Source organism: Polaribacter uvawellassae (assembly GCF_039748955.1).
Classification (GTDB): Bacteria; Bacteroidota; Bacteroidia; order Flavobacteriales; family Flavobacteriaceae; genus Polaribacter; species Polaribacter uvawellassae.
Genome location: NZ_JBDIZN010000004.1, coordinates 88058 through 106523 on the forward strand (window position 1 = coordinate 88058; position 18466 = coordinate 106523).

At 30.6% G+C, this 18466-nt stretch carries 21 protein-coding genes; 11 read left to right on the forward strand and 10 right to left on the reverse strand.

Annotated features, from left to right (window positions below; genetic code table 11):
* Positions 1-122 precede the first annotated feature (122 nt).
* Genes ABDX67_RS10345 through ABDX67_RS10355 form a run of 3 tightly spaced genes read right to left on the reverse strand, consistent with a single transcriptional unit; the run spans position 123 to position 2305 of the window.
* Positions 123-749, reverse strand: a complete 627-nt coding sequence (locus ABDX67_RS10345) for a trimeric intracellular cation channel family protein (RefSeq protein ID WP_347174952.1) — start codon at positions 747-749, stop codon at positions 123-125.
* A gap of 1 nt (position 750) precedes the next feature.
* The gene (locus ABDX67_RS10350; protein WP_347174953.1) at positions 751-1869 is read right to left on the reverse strand and encodes a DEAD/DEAH box helicase; all 1119 of its coding nucleotides are present in this window, start codon (positions 1867-1869) and stop codon (positions 751-753) included.
* Positions 1870-1906: 37 nt separating this feature from the next.
* Entirely contained in the window at positions 1907-2305 is a 399-nt protein-coding gene (locus ABDX67_RS10355) for an acyl-CoA thioesterase (RefSeq protein ID WP_347174954.1), read from the reverse strand.
* Between the two features lie 109 nt (positions 2306-2414).
* Between ABDX67_RS10355 and ABDX67_RS10360 the strand changes: the two genes are divergently transcribed.
* The 8 genes from ABDX67_RS10360 to ABDX67_RS10395 all read left to right on the forward strand — a co-directional run bounded on the left by ABDX67_RS10360 (position 2415) and on the right by ABDX67_RS10395 (position 9256).
* Entirely contained in the window at positions 2415-3752 is a 1338-nt protein-coding gene (locus ABDX67_RS10360; RefSeq protein ID WP_347174955.1) for an MATE family efflux transporter, read from the forward strand.
* A gap of 63 nt (positions 3753-3815) precedes the next feature.
* A complete protein-coding gene (locus tag ABDX67_RS10365) occupies positions 3816-4574 on the forward strand; it encodes a DUF3667 domain-containing protein (RefSeq protein WP_347174956.1) in 759 nt (252 codons plus the stop codon).
* Between the two features lie 14 nt (positions 4575-4588).
* On the forward strand, positions 4589-4759 hold the full coding sequence (locus ABDX67_RS10370) for a glycine zipper domain-containing protein (RefSeq protein ID WP_347174957.1): 171 nt from the start codon (positions 4589-4591) through the stop codon (positions 4757-4759).
* A gap of 4 nt (positions 4760-4763) precedes the next feature.
* A complete protein-coding gene (locus ABDX67_RS10375) occupies positions 4764-5531 on the forward strand; it encodes a cyanophycinase (RefSeq protein ID WP_347174958.1) in 768 nt (255 codons plus the stop codon).
* A 315-nt stretch (positions 5532-5846) separates the two neighbouring features.
* Positions 5847-7004 carry a hypothetical protein gene (locus ABDX67_RS10380; protein ID WP_347174959.1) on the forward strand — a complete coding sequence of 386 codons (1158 nt, stop codon included), beginning with the start codon at positions 5847-5849 and terminating at the stop codon, positions 7002-7004.
* A 230-nt stretch (positions 7005-7234) separates the two neighbouring features.
* Positions 7235-8263, forward strand: a complete 1029-nt coding sequence (locus tag ABDX67_RS10385) for a hypothetical protein (protein ID WP_347174960.1) — start codon at positions 7235-7237, stop codon at positions 8261-8263.
* A gap of 282 nt (positions 8264-8545) precedes the next feature.
* Complete coding sequence (locus ABDX67_RS10390) at positions 8546-8725, forward strand: hypothetical protein (protein WP_347174961.1); 180 nt, start codon at positions 8546-8548, stop codon at positions 8723-8725.
* 192 nt (positions 8726-8917) lie between these two features.
* Entirely contained in the window at positions 8918-9256 is a 339-nt protein-coding gene (locus tag ABDX67_RS10395) for a hypothetical protein (RefSeq protein WP_347174962.1), read from the forward strand.
* Positions 9257-9344: 88 nt separating this feature from the next.
* Here the strand turns inward: ABDX67_RS10395 and ABDX67_RS10400 are convergent, their stop codons facing one another.
* Positions 9345-10016, reverse strand: a complete 672-nt coding sequence (locus ABDX67_RS10400; protein ID WP_347174963.1) for a DUF2461 domain-containing protein — start codon at positions 10014-10016, stop codon at positions 9345-9347.
* Between the two features lie 67 nt (positions 10017-10083).
* Here ABDX67_RS10400 and ABDX67_RS10405 point away from each other — a divergent pair, with 67 nt between their 5' ends.
* Positions 10084-10911 (forward strand): DUF1853 family protein, encoded by an 828-nt coding sequence (locus tag ABDX67_RS10405; RefSeq protein ID WP_347174964.1) that lies wholly within the window; start codon positions 10084-10086, stop codon positions 10909-10911.
* On the opposite strand, the gene creD is transcribed toward ABDX67_RS10405, so the two are convergent.
* Complete coding sequence (creD, locus tag ABDX67_RS10410; protein WP_347174965.1) at positions 10908-12266, reverse strand: cell envelope integrity protein CreD; 1359 nt, start codon at positions 12264-12266, stop codon at positions 10908-10910. The genes ABDX67_RS10405 and creD overlap by 4 nt on opposite strands.
* A gap of 130 nt (positions 12267-12396) precedes the next feature.
* On the opposite strand from creD, the gene ABDX67_RS10415 reads away from it, so the two are divergent.
* Positions 12397-13194, forward strand: coding sequence for a LytTR family transcriptional regulator DNA-binding domain-containing protein (locus ABDX67_RS10415; RefSeq protein WP_347174966.1), 798 nt, complete (start codon positions 12397-12399; stop codon positions 13192-13194).
* Between the two features lie 94 nt (positions 13195-13288).
* Positions 13289-14239 (forward strand): DUF5694 domain-containing protein, encoded by a 951-nt coding sequence (locus ABDX67_RS10420; protein ID WP_347174967.1) that lies wholly within the window; start codon positions 13289-13291, stop codon positions 14237-14239.
* A gap of 40 nt (positions 14240-14279) precedes the next feature.
* On the opposite strand, the gene hisIE is transcribed toward ABDX67_RS10420, so the two are convergent.
* From hisIE to hisB, 5 genes are all read right to left on the reverse strand, one after another.
* Positions 14280-14918 (reverse strand): bifunctional phosphoribosyl-AMP cyclohydrolase/phosphoribosyl-ATP diphosphatase HisIE, encoded by a 639-nt coding sequence (gene hisIE / locus ABDX67_RS10425; RefSeq protein ID WP_347174968.1) that lies wholly within the window; start codon positions 14916-14918, stop codon positions 14280-14282.
* 78 nt (positions 14919-14996) lie between these two features.
* On the reverse strand, positions 14997-15752 hold the full coding sequence (gene hisF, locus ABDX67_RS10430; protein WP_347174969.1) for an imidazole glycerol phosphate synthase subunit HisF: 756 nt from the start codon (positions 15750-15752) through the stop codon (positions 14997-14999).
* A 71-nt stretch (positions 15753-15823) separates the two neighbouring features.
* The gene (locus ABDX67_RS10435) at positions 15824-16609 is read right to left on the reverse strand and encodes a 1-(5-phosphoribosyl)-5-[(5-phosphoribosylamino)methylideneamino]imidazole-4-carboxamide isomerase (protein WP_347174970.1); all 786 of its coding nucleotides are present in this window, start codon (positions 16607-16609) and stop codon (positions 15824-15826) included.
* A gap of 92 nt (positions 16610-16701) precedes the next feature.
* Complete coding sequence (gene hisH, locus ABDX67_RS10440; protein ID WP_347174971.1) at positions 16702-17283, reverse strand: imidazole glycerol phosphate synthase subunit HisH; 582 nt, start codon at positions 17281-17283, stop codon at positions 16702-16704.
* A 68-nt stretch (positions 17284-17351) separates the two neighbouring features.
* On the reverse strand, positions 17352-18461 hold the full coding sequence (gene hisB / locus ABDX67_RS10445) for a bifunctional histidinol-phosphatase/imidazoleglycerol-phosphate dehydratase HisB (RefSeq protein ID WP_347174972.1): 1110 nt from the start codon (positions 18459-18461) through the stop codon (positions 17352-17354).
* Positions 18462-18466 lie beyond the last annotated feature (5 nt).

The following is an 18466-nucleotide window of genomic DNA, read 5'->3' on the forward strand; positions in this document are numbered from 1 at the left end:
TTTTGTCAGGTCGAGCGGAGTCGAAACCTAATTTAAGGCTTCAAATTGTATAGTTCTCGACTCCGCCGAACAGACATTAAAATTATAAAAATAAAAAAGCGAAGCTAAATGCTTCGCTTTTTTTATGAGGTTTTTCCAAATAAATCATCTTTGATTTTTGGTAATTGTAATTTGAATTTTACAGCTAAAGATCGAATGAGAATCACAGTTAAAATGGTTGCAAAAAATTGAATGCTTTCTGGTGCTTTAAAATGATACGTTATCAAAAAAACGGTTCCACCTATCAAACATGCAGAAGCGTAAATTTCTTTTTTAAAGATTAACGGAACTTCATTTGTTAATACATCTCTAATAACTCCTCCAATTACAGCAGAAACCATTCCCATAACCACTGCAATAAATGGATGCAAATCGTACGACAATCCTTTTTGTACTCCTAACATTGTAAAAACGCCAATTCCGATGGTATCAAACAAAAACATGGTTTTGCTTAACGGTGCAATTTTACTTTTAAATAAAAAGGTAAAAACAACAGCCGCTAAAATGGTCCAGATATAATTTAAATCGCCAATCCAGTTTATTGGATGTGCATTTATTAAAACATCCCGTGTCATTCCGCCACCAACAGCAGTAACAAATGCAATGATTATTACGCCAAATAAATCGAAATCTTTATCAGAAGCAACCAATGCTCCAGAAATTGCAAAAGCAAAAGTTCCGATGATATCTAACACATAAATTAAATCCATTTTAAAAAGAAATTTCCGTGAATTTTATTCCTAGTTCTTTTTGAATTTTATGAATTTCTTCCAATTCATAAGGCAAAATAAAGGCCAAAGAAAATCCGGTTTTACCAGCTCTTGCAGTTCTTCCACTTCTGTGCGTATAATACTCTAATTGATCTGGTAATTGATGATGCAATACAAAAGCCAAGTTATTTACATCAATGCCACGCGCAGAAACATCCGTAGAAATTAAACATTGAATGCTTTCGTTTTTAAACGCACGCATTGCTTTGTCTCTTTCTTTTTGTTGCATGTTTCCTTCTAAGGCTTCTACCGCAAAACCTTCTTCTTTTAATTGTTGAGTTAAGTTTTGTGTTCCTGCTTTTGTTCTACAAAAAATAATTCCTCTATCATTGGGTCTTTTTTCTAAAAAAGAAACAATCAATTCTGTTTTTTCTTTAATCGTAGTTTTGATATATTGATGCGTAATGTTTTCGTTGACCAAACTGTTTGGATTTACAGAAACACGGACTGCATCTGGACTCATATACTTTTTGATGATTTTTTGAATTTCATCTGGCATCGTTGCAGAAAATAACCACACATTTCCTGTACCGCTTGTATATTTTAAAATCCTATTTAAATCTTGTTTAAATCCCATGCTTAACATTTCATCGGCTTCGTCTAAAACAACATTTTTTACGTTTTTAAGATTCACATCTCCACGTTCAATCAAGTCGATCAATCTTCCTGGAGTTGCAACAATAACGTGCGTGGTTCTTTTTAGGTTGTTAATTTGTCTGTCGATTTTTTCTCCGCCATAAACAGCTTCCACAAAAATCTTTTTACTACAATGTTTTGTGTATTTAAAAAGTTGCTTTTTTATCTGTTGTACCAATTCTCTTGTTGGTGATAAAATTAACGCTTGTACAGCATCGTTATCAGCATCAACTTTATGTAAAATTGGCAATCCAAAAGCAGCAGTTTTTCCTGTTCCGGTTTGTGCTAAACCAACAAAATCCACCTCAGAATTTAATAAAACTGGAATTGTTTTTTCTTGAATATCTGTAGGAACTGTAATCTTCAATTCCTTTAACGAATCGATAAAATCTTTACGAACTCCTAAATCTTTAAATGTTGACATAACTTGCTGTTTTGAAAGTGCAAATGTACGTATATTTCTATGTTTGTAAGACTTTTAAAACACTTTCTGTAATTCTTGCAGGCTTAAGTGTTTCTGCATGTAACATACACCAAATGGTTTGCGCTTTTACCAATAATTTGTTGCCTTTTAAAATTTCTACATGACGCACAGAAGTTACTCCTTTGGTTTCGCCAACCCAAGTTTTAAAAGTAATTTTATCACCCAACAAAGCTTGTCCTTTATAATCGATTTCGTGTCTGGTAACTACCCAAACAAAATTTAAATCTGGACTATTTTTTGTTAAATCGTTCCAATGTTTGGTAGAAATATCTTGAATCCATTGTACATACACCACATTATTTACATGGTTTAGTGTATCAATTTCATCATTAGTAACAATATGAGAATAAGTAAAAATATGTTTGCGTAAATCCATTTATAAAATTGAACAGTAAAATTACAACATACTTAAAGAAATCTTTAACATTTTTTTCTGAAAATATCAAAGAGAAAGAATGCATCTTTGAGCCAACCAAATATACTTCATGAATAAAATTGCCAACGAGTTAGGTACAGAAAAAATCAGTAAGCTTATTTTAAAACAAGCAATCCCTGCTTCTATCGGTATTTTAGTAATGTCGTTAAACATGATTGTTGACACCATTTTTGTGGGTCAATGGATTGGTGTAATGGCTATTGCTGCAGTAACTGTTGTTTTGCCAATTGCTTTTTTAATTTCTTCTATCGGAATGGGAATTGGAATTGGTGGTAGCTCAATTATATCAAGAGCTTTAGGTGCAAATAAATCGGAAAAAGCATTTGAAGTTTTCGGAAATCAAATTTCTTTAACAGTTGGTTTATCAACTTTATTTGTATTTATCGGCACTTATTTTTGCTTTCCAATTTTACAATTATTTGGCGCAAACGGAGATATTGTTATTCCTGCAACAGAATATTTTCATGTGATAATTTGGGGAGTACCTTTTTTAGCATTTGCAATGATGGGAAATCCAGTAATTAGAGCAGTAGGGAAACCAAACTATGCAATGGTGGCAATGATTTTACCTGCAATTGCAAATATCGTTTTAGACATTGTTTTTATCAAGGTTTTAGATTTAGGAATGTTTGGAGCTGGTTTAGCAACATCTATTTCTTACGCTGTTTGCGGATTGTTTATTTTATGGTTCTTCTTGTCTAAAAAAACGGAATTAAAAATTGTTCCAAAATATTTTAAAATCAATTTTAATATTTTAAAAGAAATTGTTGCTTTAGGTGGTGTAACTATTGTAAGACAAGGAACAATTAGTATTTTAGTAATCATCTTAAATTACACTCTATTTAAATATGGCGGAGAAGTTTCTATAGCTGTGTACGGAATTATTAACCGTGTAATGATGTTTGCTTTATTCCCAGTTTTAGGCGTTACACAAGGTTTTTTACCAATTGCTGGATATAATTATGGAGCAAATAATTTAGTTAGAGTAAAAGAAACAATTAGAACAGCTATTATTTTTGGAACCGCAATTGCTACAATTATTTTTATTGGAATTATGTTATTTCCAACTCAAATTGCGCTCATTTTTACCGATGATGCAGAGTTGTTAAACCGAACTCCAAATGCTTTGATAATTGCTTTTTTTGCAACACCAGTAATTACAGCTCAATTGGTTGGTTCTGCTTATTTCCAAGCCATTGGAAAAGCGTTGCCTGCATTAATTTTAACGCTGCTTAAACAAGGTTTCTTTTTAATTCCTTTGGTATTTGTTTTACCTATGTTTTATGGAATTAATGGCGTGTGGATTTCTTTTCCAATCGCAGATGTTTTGGCAACGGCAATTACACTAATCTATCTAAAACGTGAATTGCGTAAAAATAAAGTATAAACTTTCTTCATAGAGTTTTTCTAGTTTATTATATCTTTAGAGATTAATGAATAATAGAAACCATTGAACTGTAATAATTGTCAGCATATAATCTCAGAAAATTACTGTTCCAATTGCGGACAAAGAGCTGTTGCCAATAAAAGGTTGCAGTTTTCTGATATTATTTCCGATTTTTTCGACAATGTGTTTAACATTCATAAAGGCTTATTTTTTACCTTTTATAAACTCATTATACAACCAGGAAATGTTGGTAATGCCTATATTTCTGGACAACGAAAAAAATACACCAATCCTGTTAGGTTTTTAATTATTGCCATTGCACTACAAGCATTTGTTGATTATTGGTTTATTCATCCAGAATTGACAGAACAACCCGATTTTATCAACATTTCTTTTCTTTCTGATGAAATCAATAAAAGCATGGCTTTTTGGAATCATACGTTGGCAACACAATATTCATTGATACATAATTTAACAATGATTTGTATATTTCCACTCGCCTTTTTAGTGCTCTTTAAGAAACTACAATTCAATTTTACAGAACTCTTGGCGGTGAGCTTTTATTACTTTTCTACCGGATTGATCATCATTTTGTTTTTGATATTATCTTTCTCTTTATTTAGTGATAATATTTTACCCAAAGCTGCCATCATCATTATTACCATGTTATATATTACATGGGCAAATATGCATTTTTTTAAAAAAGTGCCTTTTTGGAAACGCTTTTTTAAAGTGTGTATTGCATTGCTAATTTTTATGCTTGTTCGGGTTTTCTTATTAGTGTATTTGCTAAGTATATTATTTCCAAGAATAAATTCATAAAAAAACAATAAAACATGAAGAATAAAAATAAAAAAGGACAAGCAATGGCAATCGGAATTGGATTTGGAGTTGCAATTGGAGTTGCTTTAGATAATCTTGGACTTTGGATTCCTTTAGGTCTTGTTTTTGGTTTGGTAATTGGGCGCAGATTAGAGCAAAATGAGAATGATAAAAAAAAAGAGTAAAAAAATGAAAAAAGCAATTCAACTATTTTTGCTATTTTTAATGGTATTCGTTTTTACAGCGAATAGTCAAAATACTAAAACAGCTCCAAAATTATTTATTGGCGGCGGTGCTTTACCAGAAACTATGTACAAAGAGTTTTTAAAACTCACAGGTCCAAATGCAAAATTGGTAGTTGTGCCAACTGCTTCTAGTTTGAAAATTGATGTACAAAAAATGCAAGCACTTTGGCTCTCTCGCGGATTTAAAGAAATACACATTTTACACACAAGAGATAAAAACATTGCAAATTCTACCGACTTTGCTGCGCCGTTAAAAACAGCAACAGCCGTTTGGTTTAACGGAGGTTCGCAAATAAGAATTGCCGATGCGTATTTGGGCACAACAGTAGAAAAAGAATTGTACAACTTAATACAACGTGGCGGAGTTATTGGTGGAAGCTCAGCCGGAGCAGCAATACAAACAAAAATTATGATTGTTGGCGGAAAAGATGAACCAAAAATTGCTACAGGATTTGATTTATTACCCGCAATTATAGATCAACATTTTTTAAAGAGAAACCGATTGGCTAGATTGAGCAAAGCAGTAAAAGACCATCCAGAAATGTTAGGTTTTGGAATTGATGAAGCAACCGCAATTGTGGTAAACAACAATACCTACAAAGTAGTTGGCAGCTCTTATGTATTACGTTTTGAAATGGTAAACGGAACACTAAAAATTGATGCTTTTGAAAACGGAGAAGAAATACCGATGAAGAAAACGAAGAAAGAATAACTATAAAATGAAACTTCTAAAAAATAAAAAATTGCTCCTTATTGCAATACTCCTATTTCTTTTGGTGTTGCTTTATATAGAAATGGCGGTTGGAATTTTTGGTTCTCCTTTTGCTGGGAGTTAAGGTATCTTTTTAAATACTTATAAACAGTTGCGGTTTTCTACAATTTTATATTGTTCTGTATTTAGTATCTTAGCTTTTAGAATTTCGTCATTGCTCAATAATTGCTTTTTAAAAATATATTTTATCCAAACAAAAAGCTTTTATTTAATATGTGACAATAGAAGTTATAAAAAAATCTCCATAATAATTAAATGAAGTACAAAAAAATTAGAGAAGAAGAATTAAAAAATAAAGTTGGTGTTGACTGGTTTAAGCAATTTGATACAACAGAAATATTAGGAAATATAGATTTTACAGTTTTTCCTAAACAAGATAGTTTGTTTGGTCGAACACCACTTCTTTGGGCAGAAGCAAAAACAGGTAATTTTGATGTACCAACAATGTTTGTGCAACTTATATTAACTATTGGAAAAGCTAGAACATTTGATAAAACAATGCCGCCAGCATTTCTTGGTGCTTTTGATTTTAAAAAAATTGCATTTGTGCCTTATATAAACATTCAAGATATTTTTTATATAAATGATTTTAATTGGAATGTTACACCAAGTAACCACGAAACCAAAGAATTTAAACTTATTAAAGAACGAATAGAAGCCAATCTAAAACTTAACACTTACGTTTACAACTACCAAAAAGACGAAAAAGAATTAAAAACATTTATAAAAAATAATGTTGCCAAAGCAACATCTAAAAGCAAAATAAAGATTGATAAAAATAATTTTATACCAATTTATTTACGTTGGCTAGAAATTGTAAAACCAATAATTGATGTTAATTGGGACGATTTAAGAAAAGCAAATATCTTTGATAGCGATTTTTACCTTGCAGATTTATTTGTTGACGATAAAGGAACTCAAAATATTGATGATGACCTTTCAATACGAGATAGTTTATTTGTTGTTTTTAACAACCAAGGTTATACAATAGCAAAAGAAAATATCAAACAAATGTTTGATGCAACAATTAACATTAGAATTAAAGAAACATACCAACAGTTTTGGAAAATTTACAAAAGACCACCTTTAAAAGAATTTCAAGACTATATTATAGAGCGAAGAGATTTATTAGTTCCTCAAGATATTAGAGAACGTAAAGGAGCTTTTTTTACTCCTCGTAAATGGGTAGAACTTTCACAAAAGTATCTTACAAATTCTTTAGGAGAAAACTGGCAAGACGAATATTATATTTGGGATTGTGCTGCTGGTACTGGTAATCTTCTTGCAGGTTTAACAAATAAATACAACATTTATGCAAGTACTTTAGACCAAGCAGATGTAAACGTAGTACACGAACGTATAGAACACGGTGCAAACCTTTTAAAAACCACGTTTTTCAATTCGATTTTTTAAATGATGATTTTACAAAACTTCCACAAAACTTACAAGACATTATAAATGATGAAGAAAAAAGAAAAAAACTTATTATTTATATAAATCCTCCTTATGCGGAAGTTTCAAGTATTGGTAAAAAAGGAAAAGCTGGAGTAAATCAATCAAAAACTCATTCAAAATATAATAATATTTTAGGAACAGCTGGAAGAGAAATTTATGCACAATTTCTGATAAGAATATACGCAGAAATGGAAGGAGTAATAATAGCGGAATTCTCAAAATTAAAAGTATTACAAGGTTCTGCTTTCATATCTCTACGTAACTATTTAAAAGCAAGAATTGAAAAAATGTTTATTGCACCTGCATATACTTTTGACAATGTAAAAGGTAAGTTTCCAATTGGGTTTAAAATTTGGAATACAAAAGAAAAGGAGGTTTTTAACAGTATAAATACAGATATTTATGACGAAAAAGCAGAATTTATTGGAACTAAAGAACTTTATTCTGCTGATAAAAGTGAGTATATTAACAAGTGGATTTCATCATACAAAATTAAAGATAATTATATTGGGTTTCTAGCAGGAACAAACGGTAATGATTTTCAACAAAATGGTATCGTTTATATTCTAAATAAAAAAGAACAAATGGCAAATCCTAGAGGGATTTGGATTAACCAAAATAACCTCATTCCTGTTACCATATATTATTCTGTTAGAAAATCTATTGCTCAAACATGGATAAATGACAGAGATCAATATTTAGTCCCAAATTCAGATTGGAAAAAAGATTTAGAATTTCAAAATGATTGTCTTGTTTTTACAATTTTTAGTACTATTATCAAAAGTGAAATAGGTACAAATTATTGGATTCCATTTTCAGAACAAGAAGTTAATGCAAAAGAAAAGTTTAAAAGTAATTTTATGTTTGACTTTATTAATGGAAAAATAGAAAAGGTCAATATAGATGAATCTACTCTTTTTGAAAATGAGTTAAATAACCCAAAAGGTTCTCGGGTATTTTCAATAGAATCTGAAAAAGCATTAAATTCAGGACGAGAATTATGGAAATACTATCATTCAAAAAATAATTTGAATGTTAATGCATCACTTTATGAAATCAGAGAATATTTTCAAGGAAGAAATGAAAAAGGAAAAATGAATAATTCTAGTGATGATACAATTTATACCGAATTGATTTCAGATCTACGTAATAACTTAAAATCTCTTGCAAAAAAAATTGAACCGAAAGTTTATGAATACAGGTTTCTAAAAAGATAAAGGCAATCTAATAATAATGTAAACTAAATAAATTAAAAAGCAACGTCGCTTTCATAAAAAGTAAGTCAACCCAATTAAAAAGAAACGGTACTTTAGTAGAATGCAAATCAAATTAATTAAAATGTAAGTTCACTTAAAGGCATTGTAAACCGTATTTACATAAATGCATCAGTAATTCAATAAAATTTAAAGCAAATTTATCAAAATGTAACAACGCTTAAACACATTGTAGACTGTATTCATTAAAAATAATATATTGTAACAACAAATAAAACAAACACTATGGATTATTTTTACATTATACTTTTAGCATTGGCAGCATTTTTTACATTAAAAGATGAAAAAGATGCAAAACGAAAAAAGCTATTTATTGGAATTTACTCAGTATTAATTGGTGTAGCACTACTCTACTTATTTGGATTTTCTATTGGAAAATATATTTTTAACCTTACAAATAATTAACTAAAAAATCATGAATAAAACATACTCTGTATTAATGTTTATATGTGCATTCATACTTTTATTTCTTAAACTATCAGATATAAAAGAAGTAAACACACTATTTATATTGGAAGTTTCCTTTTATACAATTGTAATGTTTTTTATGATTTATAACTATATAAAATTGAGTAAACACTCCAAAAAAAATAAATAATGAAAATCGGAATTACAATTTTTAGAGTATTGATAGCAATTGTCTTAATTGGACAAATATCTAATTGGTTTCTAGATTACAGCCCAGAAACAAAACAACTACTTAATACAATAATGTTTGTGTTAATTGGACTTTTCTATACAATTGCAGGAATTATTTTTAATAAAAAATTATTTAAAGCAGTTTTTATTCTTTGTGGACTTTATATTATTGCACTAAATTTTATAGAAAAGAGTCCGATTCTAACAATTATAGGAATCATTTCTATTATTTTACCGCTTTTATTAGCACGTTTTTCTAAAGAATATAAAGAAGATGATGAATTGTTAGAAGACTAACTATGTAAACGATATGTCAGTTCGAGTAATTTTCTGTCAATTCCAGCGGAGTCGAGAATAAAGGAAACTGTATCGAGAACAGGTTTTCTTAAATCAACGATTCTCCATTCAAATTGGTAGTCAACACATCAGAAAACAAATTAAAAAACGGACGCATTGCTTTAAATGTATTATCTATTTCTTCTAAAAAATTTTGCGATAACACTTCTTTATCAGAAAAGTTTCTGACAGCGATATATCCTTTTTTACGCAACAAATCTACATCAGGATGTTCTTTGTCAAAACCACGTGGCGCAGATTTTAATTCTTCGCCATGAAATTCTTTTCCAAAATATTTTTGAAAATTTTCATCACTTAATACATCTCTAAATTCAGTAGCATCTAATTCGATTTCTTTTCTAATTCTTAATAAATCTTCTTTTTCTGGTTGCCAAAATCCACCGCCAATCATAGTTTCTCCTGGTTTAATTTGCAAGAAATAACCACCACGTAATTGTTTTCCTAATCTTGAAAACGAAACTGCTAAACGCGGATTGTAAGGAGTTTTATCTTTAGAAAAACGAACATCTCTATAAATTCTATAGATTTTCATTTTTTCAATTTCATCATGCTTTTCAAGGTTTACTTGCATTTCTGAGAATAACTTTTTTACATCATTCTGTATTTCTACAAACCTTGGTTTATGTGCTGTAAACCATTCTCTATTATTGTTTTCTTTTAAATCTGATAAAAATTGAAAGGCTGATTTGTCGAATTGCATAAAGTAGAAATTTTAAAAGTTCAATGTACAAAAGAAATCGGAAATAGATTTGTATTTTCGATGCAGAATGAAATTGCCATCAAAACAAATACAACAACAGTACACAGGTTTTCTGCAAACACATCGTTTATGGGAAAAAGATGCTGTTTTTGGTTTGCAACAATTTGAAATCACACAAAACGATGTTACATTTAATTTAGCCATCAATACAAAACTCCGATTAGGAAAATACATAGAACGCTTTGTTTCATTTCAGTTACAACAAGAAAAATCGACACAAATTTTGGCTGAAAACATTCAAATTCAGCGCAAAAAAATTACGCTTGGCGAGTTGGATTGTTTGCTTTTAAAAGATGAAAAACCCATTCATTTAGAAGTGATTTACAAGTTTTATGTGTACGATACTTCGGTTGGAGAATCTGAAATTGATCATTGTATTGGCCCAAACAGAAAAGATTCTTTGGTGCAAAAAATCACAAAACTAAAAGATAAACAATTGCCTTTGCTCTACGCTGCTGAATGTGAATCGTATTTAGAAGAACTTGGTTTAGAATCATCAGAAATTGAACAACAAGTGTATTTTAAAGCGCAATTATTTGTTCCGTTTACACAACAAGATGTTCAGTTAAAGGTTTTAAATTCGGATTGTATTGTTGGGTTTTACATCAACCAAAAAGAATTAACAGCTTTTACAGATTGTAAGTTTTACATTCCGACGAAAAAGAATTGGCTACTCAAACCACACACGCAAGTTAATTGGCAAAACTATCTTTCTTTTGAAAAAGAAGTTTCAGAAATACTCAACAAAGAAACGTCTCCGCTTTGCTGGATGAAACATCCAAACGGAGAAATTTCTAAATTTTTTATGGTTTGGTGGCAAGCTCAGCTTGTTTAAGTGTTTGACCAATCTATTTTCCTAGAAACATACATTACAGTTGCAAGAATTAAAAACAAACCAACACTACCAACTAACAATGCATAACTTTCTAACTGAATAATTACAAAAATAAAAGCATATAAAATTGATAATGAAGTTCCTATTAACATCATAAACTTTGCGCTTTTTAAGATGTTCTTTGCATAAATGGTAATCAATCCTATTACAGAAACACTTGCTATTCCGTAAGCTTTTAAAAAGTTGCTATGTTCAGAAATTGAAACTAATAAAGTATAAAACATTAGCAAAGCAAGTCCAATCATCAAATACTGGAATGGATGCATGTTAATTTTACTCATGGTTTGTATTAAAAAGAAAACTAGAAAAGTTAAGCAAATTACTAAGAAACCATATTTAGCAGAGCGTTCACTTTTTTGATATTCATCAACCGGAATTTTAAAGTTTACACCAAAATCAAATTCATTAAAAAACGGTAATTCGTTAAAATGTTGTTGAGAAAATGGTCGGTTGATATCTAGAATTTTCCATTTTGCATCAAATCCATCTTTATTAATTTTATCAGAATTATATGGTAAAAATTCACCCATAAAATTTGCAGTTTTCCAACTCGATTTTATTTGTGCAGTTGTTTCTTTTCCTATTGGAATAAAACGGACTTCTTTGCTTCCACGAACACTAAAATCTACAGAAAACGAAATTGGTTTGGCAGATTTTCTATTTTCTTTTAAAGCTATTACTCCACTTTCTAAAGTGTAATATCCTTGACTGTTATACCTGCTTTTTCCTGCTGATGATAACGCAAAATTCTTTCCGTTAACAACTATAGATAAAGCATTGTTTACACCTTTTACATTGGTTGTTTTTAATATAATTTTACTTTTATCCCACAGAATATTTTCATCTTCAATTTCCTTTTGTTTAAAACTCAATGAATCAAAAGTTCCATTAATTAATATGCTACTGTTAAAAACTGCTGTGGTATAAATTCCTCGTTTTTTTTGTTCTGGATTAATGGTGGAATTAACGTTTAATTTTTCAGGAAAAAAATAGCCATATTCTATATATTCAACAGTTTCTGTTGTTACTAATTTTGTTTTTTGATTAGTGATTGTTTTATCAGAAAATACTTTATAGGGAACTTTTATAATGGGTCCATAAATAGCGACTTCATTTCCCCATTGATTGCTAATTTCATTCACAACAGCTTCTTGCCGAAAAGAACGTTCTCTAATTAAATTTTCGATATAAAATAAAGGAATCATTAATAAAAAGCTTAAAAAGCCAATCATTCCCATTCTTGCAGTTGTTGATGTTTTAATCCAGTGTAAAAATTTGTTTGGTTGTTGTTCCATAATTAAAAGTGTTTAAAGTTTATGACTTTAAAATTAGTCTAGAAAGGAAACATTAAATTTTCAAAACTAGAATTCGTTCATAATCAATTAGAATTCGTTTTATTATATTTGAAAACCTTAAAACTCTACATTGAATAAAAGTTATCCATTTGATCCGTCAGTGAAAAACCATTTTATTATTGCTTTAGGTTTGGCGTTCTGGATTTTTATATTCCTTTATTTTACTGAACCTTTTGATGTAAACGAACTTTTGGCTAATGAAAAGCTACTGTATTTATCAGGTTATGGTTTGTTAGGAGGGTTTTTATATAGCATTTCACTTCCATTTCAATATTGGTTGTATACAAAAAGTAAAAAGAGATGGACTCTTGGAACTGAGCTATTGTTTTTCACTGTTTTTATAATAATCACCATTGTTTTGGTTCGGTTATTTTATCTACAATTTGTTGTGAATTGGCATCCAAATGCACATGATTTATCATATCATATAAAATCGATTATTTTACCTGCAATGGCAACAATTTTACCAATGCTTATTATTGCTCGATTTGCTTTTGGAAAATACCTAAACAAAAAAGTAGAAAAACAAAAAATAGAAATTAAAGGCGAAGGAAATTATGAAGGTTTACGGTTGTTTTTTAATGATGTCATTTGCATTCAGTCTTCCGATAATTATGTAGAAGTTTTTTATATTTCGGGAAATGCTTTAAAGAAAAGCTTAATTAGAAACAAATTGTCTGTAGTTGCTGATGAGTTTCCTGAATTTTTAAGAACACATCGTTCTTTTTTAATCAATCCTTTTCACTTTTTACAATGGAAAACAGCAAATAGCAAACTTTTTACCTTGTTATCTCACCACATAGAGGTGCCAGTTTCTAGAACCTATCAAAACGATGTAAAAGTAGTTTTGAATTCTACCACAGAATAACTGTATTTCGCCCCAAAGACCTATTATAATTGAGTTTGTTTATTTTTCTGATATAGATTTGTCTCATCAAGTTAAATCATTAAAAAAACACATTATGAAAACTCAAATTACAGTATTCGCATTCATCTTATCAGTTGTATCACTTTTTAGCCAAGAAAAAAAGCAACAAGAAATTTTAATTATTGGAACGATGCACACAGTTCCTAAAATTGTAAAAAACAGTTACAAACCAATGTTGCGTTTTGCAAAGGACTACAATCCAGAAGCTATTTATGTAGAATCGCCAATGCCAAATGATTCTATTTCTTGGGAATATTTAAAAAATGGCTGGTCTAAAGGGTACCAACAATTTTATAAACTATCCGATTCTTTACAAAAGCATTTCGATTTTAATGAATCAAAATTCACAATCATTTTACAAAAGCACTTTACACAAATGAGCGCTGCCGATTTCGATTATTTAGTTCAGTCTTTCGCATATCAAAGAGATAATGGAAATTATGAATTGTATTCATACATCAAAAAATACGGAATAAAAGGTGCCAAAAAGCCAACAAGACACGAAGATGGAGATTTAACGTACAAATTGGCGTTGGCAATGAATCATAAAAAAGTTATCAATATAGATGATCAACAAACTAATAAAGAGTATCATGATGCATGGACAAAATGTAGAAAAGAAGGTGTAAGCAACGGAAATAACCAAGCGAATTCTAAATTGTACAAGAAAAATTATAATAGCGCCATTTTACCGGCACTTTTTAGAGGCTTAGGAAAACACACCAATAAGAGAAAATCTTTACAACAGCTGCATGACATGGCATCTTTTTCTTATGTAATTACCGATACAGAAGGTTGTAAAGAAGGTAGAAAATATTTTGATGAAAGAAATATGAGAATTGCTAAAAACATTGCTAATGATGTACTAAAATCGCAAAAACACAAAAATGTTGTTATTATAGGTGCCGCTCATGTGATTGGTTTAGAAAAAGAGTTCAAAGAAAAATATCCGAATTTTAAAGTAATTCTGATGAATGAATATTAAACTTGAGTAAGTTAGAATTGCAATCGTCATAAATTAATTTTTATGACGATTTTTTTTGTCTTTTCTTTAATTCTGCCTCAATGTCTTTTAACGTAAACCCTTTTGCTTGCAATAACATCAAATAGTGAAATAGCAAATCCGCAGATTCATATATGAATAATTCATCGTTTGTATCCATTGCTTCTATTACAACTTCAACAGCTTCCTCTCCTACTTTCTGTGCTACCTTATTAATTCCTTTTGCAAATAAACTGGCTACATACGATTTCTGAGTCTCTTTATTGACAACTCTTTCTGCTATTACGTCTTCTAAGGTTGAAAAGAAGCCATAGTTTGAACTGTTTTCCTCATTCCAACAGGTATCAGAACCTTTGTGGCACGTTGGTCCAGTTGGAATTACCTGAATTAACAACGTATCATTATCACAATCTAGTTTCATATCAATCAATTGCAAGGTATTTCCACTTTCTTCTCCTTTAGTCCAAAGACGATTTTTAGTTCTGCTAAAAAAGGTTACTAATTTCGTTTCATTCGTTTTAGCAAATGCTTCTTCATTCATATAACCCAACATCAATACATTTTTTGTAGTTGCATCTTGAATGATGGCTGGGACTAATTCCCCTTTTAATTTCCCCAAAGGGGAAAAGATTTTACTCTTTTCTATATCTATAAAACTCATATTATATTTTTTATTTTTCAAATAACTCCAATAAATAATCCTCGCAGAAACTCCCCCTTTGGGGGATTAAAGGGGGATTTACAATCTTACCGGAATATCATTTCGACGTAATTCTTTTTTTAATTCGTTAATTTCTATTTCTTTAAAATGAAAAACACTTGCTGCCAATGCTGCATCTGCTTTTCCTTTGATAAAAGCATCCGTAAAGTGTTGCTTATTTCCTGCGCCACCAGAAGCAATAATCGGAATATTTACCAAGCTTGATAATTTCGCCAAAGCATCATTTGCGAAACCGTCTTTTGTTCCATCATTTTCCATCGATGTGAATAAAACTTCTCCTGCACCGCGTTGTTCCACTTCTTTTGCCCAATCAAATAAATTGAGTTCTGTTGCTACTTTTCCACCAACCAAATGTACTTTCCAAGTTCCTTCTATTCTTTTTGCATCAATTGCAACAGTAATACATTGACTTCCAAATTTACGTGCCAACTCATTGATTAATTTTGGGTTTTTCACTGCGGATGAATTGATTGAAATTTTATCAGCGCCAGCATTTAATAAGACAGAAACATCCTCTACACTTGAGATTCCGCCACCAACGGTAAACGGAATATTTACTTGTTCTGCTACTTTTAACACCAATTCAATCAATGTTTTTCGTTTTTCTTCTGTTGCAGAAATGTCTAAAAACACCAATTCATCAGCACCATTTTCTGCATAAAATTTTGCCAACTCAATAGGATCTCCAGCATCACGTAAATTCACAAAATTGACACCTTTTACTGTTCTTCCGTTTTTGATGTCTAAACACGGAATGATTCTTTTTGTTAACATAGTTATTATATTGTCTCCTCGAGCGGAGTCGAGAGGTTATAAATAGTTCTCGACTCCGCTCGAACAGACATTTAGTTATTAATTATAAATTGTTTTAATTGTTTCAATGAAATTCTATTCTCATAAATTGCTTTTCCGATGATGACGCCTTCGCAACCTAGTTCTGCTAATTTTGGCAATTCATCAAAGGTTGAAATTCCGCCTGAAGCAATTAATTTCAGAAATTTTGTCTCCTGGAACGCAGTTGAGAAGTCATTCGTTCTCGACTCCGCTCGAACTGACATTCTGCAATTTTTTAAAATTTCAGTGTACAACTCAAACGAAGGCCCAGAAAGCATTCCGTCTTTTGCAATATCAGTAGAAATCACATATTCAATTCCTTTTTCTACATAGTTTTGAATAAATGGAATGATCTCTTGTTCACTTTCTTCCAACCAACCATTGGTCGCAATTTTTCCATGATTTGCATCGGCACCTAAAATGATTGTATTGCTTCCATATTTAGTTATCCATTTTTCAAATAATGCTGGATTTTTTACAGCAATACTCCCGCCAGTAATCTGATTTGCACCAGAATTAAAAGCAATTTCTAAATCTTTATCAGATTTTAAACCGCCACCAAAATCGATTTTTAAATTGGTTTTTGATGCGATGTTTTCTAATACTTTATAATTGATAATTTTGCTCGCTTTTGCACCATCTAAATCTACTAAATGTAAATACTCAATTCCTGCTTGTTCAAATTCTTTGGCAACTTCTAACGGATTTTCATTGTATATTTTTTTGGTGTTATAATCACCTTTTGACAATCGGACGCATTTTCCGTCGATGATGTCTATTGCTGGTATGATTCTCATTGATTAACTTGTTAATCAACCCTGAATATATATTTCAGGGTCTTTTGATTTATATTTATTTTATAAGATTCTGAAACAAGTTCAGAATAACGTTAAAGCGCTATAAAATTCTTCAAAATTTGTTCTCCTATAACGCCACTTTTCTCTGGATGAAATTGCACTCCGTAAAAATTATCTTTTTGCAAAGCTGCTGCATATTCCATTTCATAATTGGTGGTTGCAATGGTTTCATCACAATTTTCTGCATAAAAACTATGCACCAAATACATGAATTCCTTTTCTTTAATTCCAGTGAATAATTCTGATTTCAAATTAGAAATAGTGTTCCAACCCATTTGCGGAACTTTTACCTTTGATGAAAAGCGTTTTACTTTCGTATTAAAAATCCCCAAAACTTTTGTATTTCCTTCTTCTGTTGATTTACACATCAATTGCATTCCTAGGCAAATTCCTAAAACTGGTTGTTTCAACGTCGGAATTAATGCATCCAATCCGCTTTCTTGCAACATTTTCATGGCAGAACTTGCTTCTCCAACTCCAGGAAATATCACTTTATCAGCATTTCTTATTTCATCGATATTGTTTGATAAAATTGCATCAAAACCCAATCGTTTAAAGGCAAACTGAATGCTTTTGATATTTCCTGCTCCGTAATCTATGATTATGATTTTCATATTTAGTAGTTAGGGTTTAGTAATTAGTTTCTTACAAATCAAAATTCGTAATTTATAATTCGTAATTTTCATAACATTCCTTTTGTAGATGGCAATACCATTTTATTTACATCTCTTTTTACTGCTACTTTAATTGCTTTTGCAAAAGCTTTAAAAATTGCTTCAATTTTATGGTGTTCGTTAGTTCCTTCTGCTTTGATATTTAGGTTACATTTTGCACCATCTGTAAACGATTTAAAAAAGTGATAAAACATTTCTGTAGGCATTTTGCCAATCATTTCTCTTTTAAAATCGGCATCCCAAACCAACCAATTTCTACCACCAAAATCGATGGCAACTTGCGCCATACAATCATCCATTGGTAAACAAAAACCATAACGTTCAATTCCCAATTTGTTTGCCAATGCTTTGTTGAATACTTCTCCTAAAGCAATTGCGGTATCTTCAATGGTATGGTGTTCATCAACTTCTAAATCGCCTTGCACTTGAATGTTTAAATCCATTTGTCCGTGACGCGCAATTTGGTCTAACATATGATCAAAAAAAGCAATTCCAGTATCAATAATACTTTTTCCAGTTCCGTCTAAATTAACATCGATTTTAATCTTTGTTTCGTTGGTATTTCTTTCTATCGATGCAGTTCTTTCTGATAACTTTAAAAACTCGTAAATGGTTTTCCAACTGATTGTTTTTAAAGCTTGTGTATCGTTTTTGTAGTTCAATGTTTCATCAACGGTGATAAGAATTCCCTTTGCCTTTAAATTCTCTGCCAATTCAATATCTGTTAAACGATCTCCGATAACGAATGAGTTTTCTAAGTCGTAATTCCCTTTCAAATATGCTGTTAACAAACCTGTTCTTGGTTTTCTGTTTGGCGAATTTTCTTCAGGAAAACTATTGTCGATTAAAATATCATTAAAAACAATTCCTTCGTTTTTCAAGGCTTGAATTACTTTGTTTTGTGCTGGCCAAAAAGTCTCTTCCGGAAAAGATTTTGTTCCCAAACCATCTTGATTGGTGACCATTACCAACTCAAAATCTAATTCTTCTGCAATGCGACTCAGCCATCTAAAAACACCTGGATAGAATTCTAATTTTTCTAAACTGTCTAATTGATAATCGATGGGTGGTTCAATAACCAACGTGCCGTCTCTGTCTATAAATAGTGCTTTTTTCATGATAT

What these genes read in the sequence shown, in the direction of transcription:
- ABDX67_RS10345 (WP_347174952.1), bottom strand. Translation starts at nt 749, where the DNA reads ATGGATTTAATTTATGTGTTAGATATCATCGGAACTTTTGCTTTTGCA.
- ABDX67_RS10350 (WP_347174953.1), bottom strand. Translation starts at nt 1,869, where the DNA reads ATGTCAACATTTAAAGATTTAGGAGTTCGTAAAGATTTTATCGATTCG.
- ABDX67_RS10355 (WP_347174954.1), bottom strand. Translation starts at nt 2,305, where the DNA reads ATGGATTTACGCAAACATATTTTTACTTATTCTCATATTGTTACTAAT.
- ABDX67_RS10360 (WP_347174955.1), top strand. Translation starts at nt 2,415, where the DNA reads ATGAATAAAATTGCCAACGAGTTAGGTACAGAAAAAATCAGTAAGCTT.
- ABDX67_RS10370 (WP_347174957.1), top strand. Translation starts at nt 4,589, where the DNA reads ATGAAGAATAAAAATAAAAAAGGACAAGCAATGGCAATCGGAATTGGA.
- ABDX67_RS10375 (WP_347174958.1), top strand. Translation starts at nt 4,764, where the DNA reads ATGAAAAAAGCAATTCAACTATTTTTGCTATTTTTAATGGTATTCGTT.
- ABDX67_RS10380 (WP_347174959.1), top strand. Translation starts at nt 5,847, where the DNA reads ATGAAGTACAAAAAAATTAGAGAAGAAGAATTAAAAAATAAAGTTGGT.
- ABDX67_RS10385 (WP_347174960.1), top strand. Translation starts at nt 7,235, where the DNA reads ATGGAAGGAGTAATAATAGCGGAATTCTCAAAATTAAAAGTATTACAA.
- ABDX67_RS10390 (WP_347174961.1), top strand. Translation starts at nt 8,546, where the DNA reads ATGGATTATTTTTACATTATACTTTTAGCATTGGCAGCATTTTTTACA.
- ABDX67_RS10395 (WP_347174962.1), top strand. Translation starts at nt 8,918, where the DNA reads ATGAAAATCGGAATTACAATTTTTAGAGTATTGATAGCAATTGTCTTA.
- ABDX67_RS10400 (WP_347174963.1), bottom strand. Translation starts at nt 10,016, where the DNA reads ATGCAATTCGACAAATCAGCCTTTCAATTTTTATCAGATTTAAAAGAA.
- ABDX67_RS10405 (WP_347174964.1), top strand. Translation starts at nt 10,084, where the DNA reads ATGAAATTGCCATCAAAACAAATACAACAACAGTACACAGGTTTTCTG.
- creD (WP_347174965.1), bottom strand. Translation starts at nt 12,266, where the DNA reads ATGGAACAACAACCAAACAAATTTTTACACTGGATTAAAACATCAACA.
- ABDX67_RS10420 (WP_347174967.1), top strand. Translation starts at nt 13,289, where the DNA reads ATGAAAACTCAAATTACAGTATTCGCATTCATCTTATCAGTTGTATCA.
- hisIE (WP_347174968.1), bottom strand. Translation starts at nt 14,918, where the DNA reads ATGAGTTTTATAGATATAGAAAAGAGTAAAATCTTTTCCCCTTTGGGG.
- hisF (WP_347174969.1), bottom strand. Translation starts at nt 15,752, where the DNA reads ATGTTAACAAAAAGAATCATTCCGTGTTTAGACATCAAAAACGGAAGA.
- ABDX67_RS10435 (WP_347174970.1), bottom strand. Translation starts at nt 16,609, where the DNA reads ATGAGAATCATACCAGCAATAGACATCATCGACGGAAAATGCGTCCGA.
- hisH (WP_347174971.1), bottom strand. Translation starts at nt 17,283, where the DNA reads ATGAAAATCATAATCATAGATTACGGAGCAGGAAATATCAAAAGCATT.
- hisB (WP_347174972.1), bottom strand. Translation starts at nt 18,461, where the DNA reads ATGAAAAAAGCACTATTTATAGACAGAGACGGCACGTTGGTTATTGAA.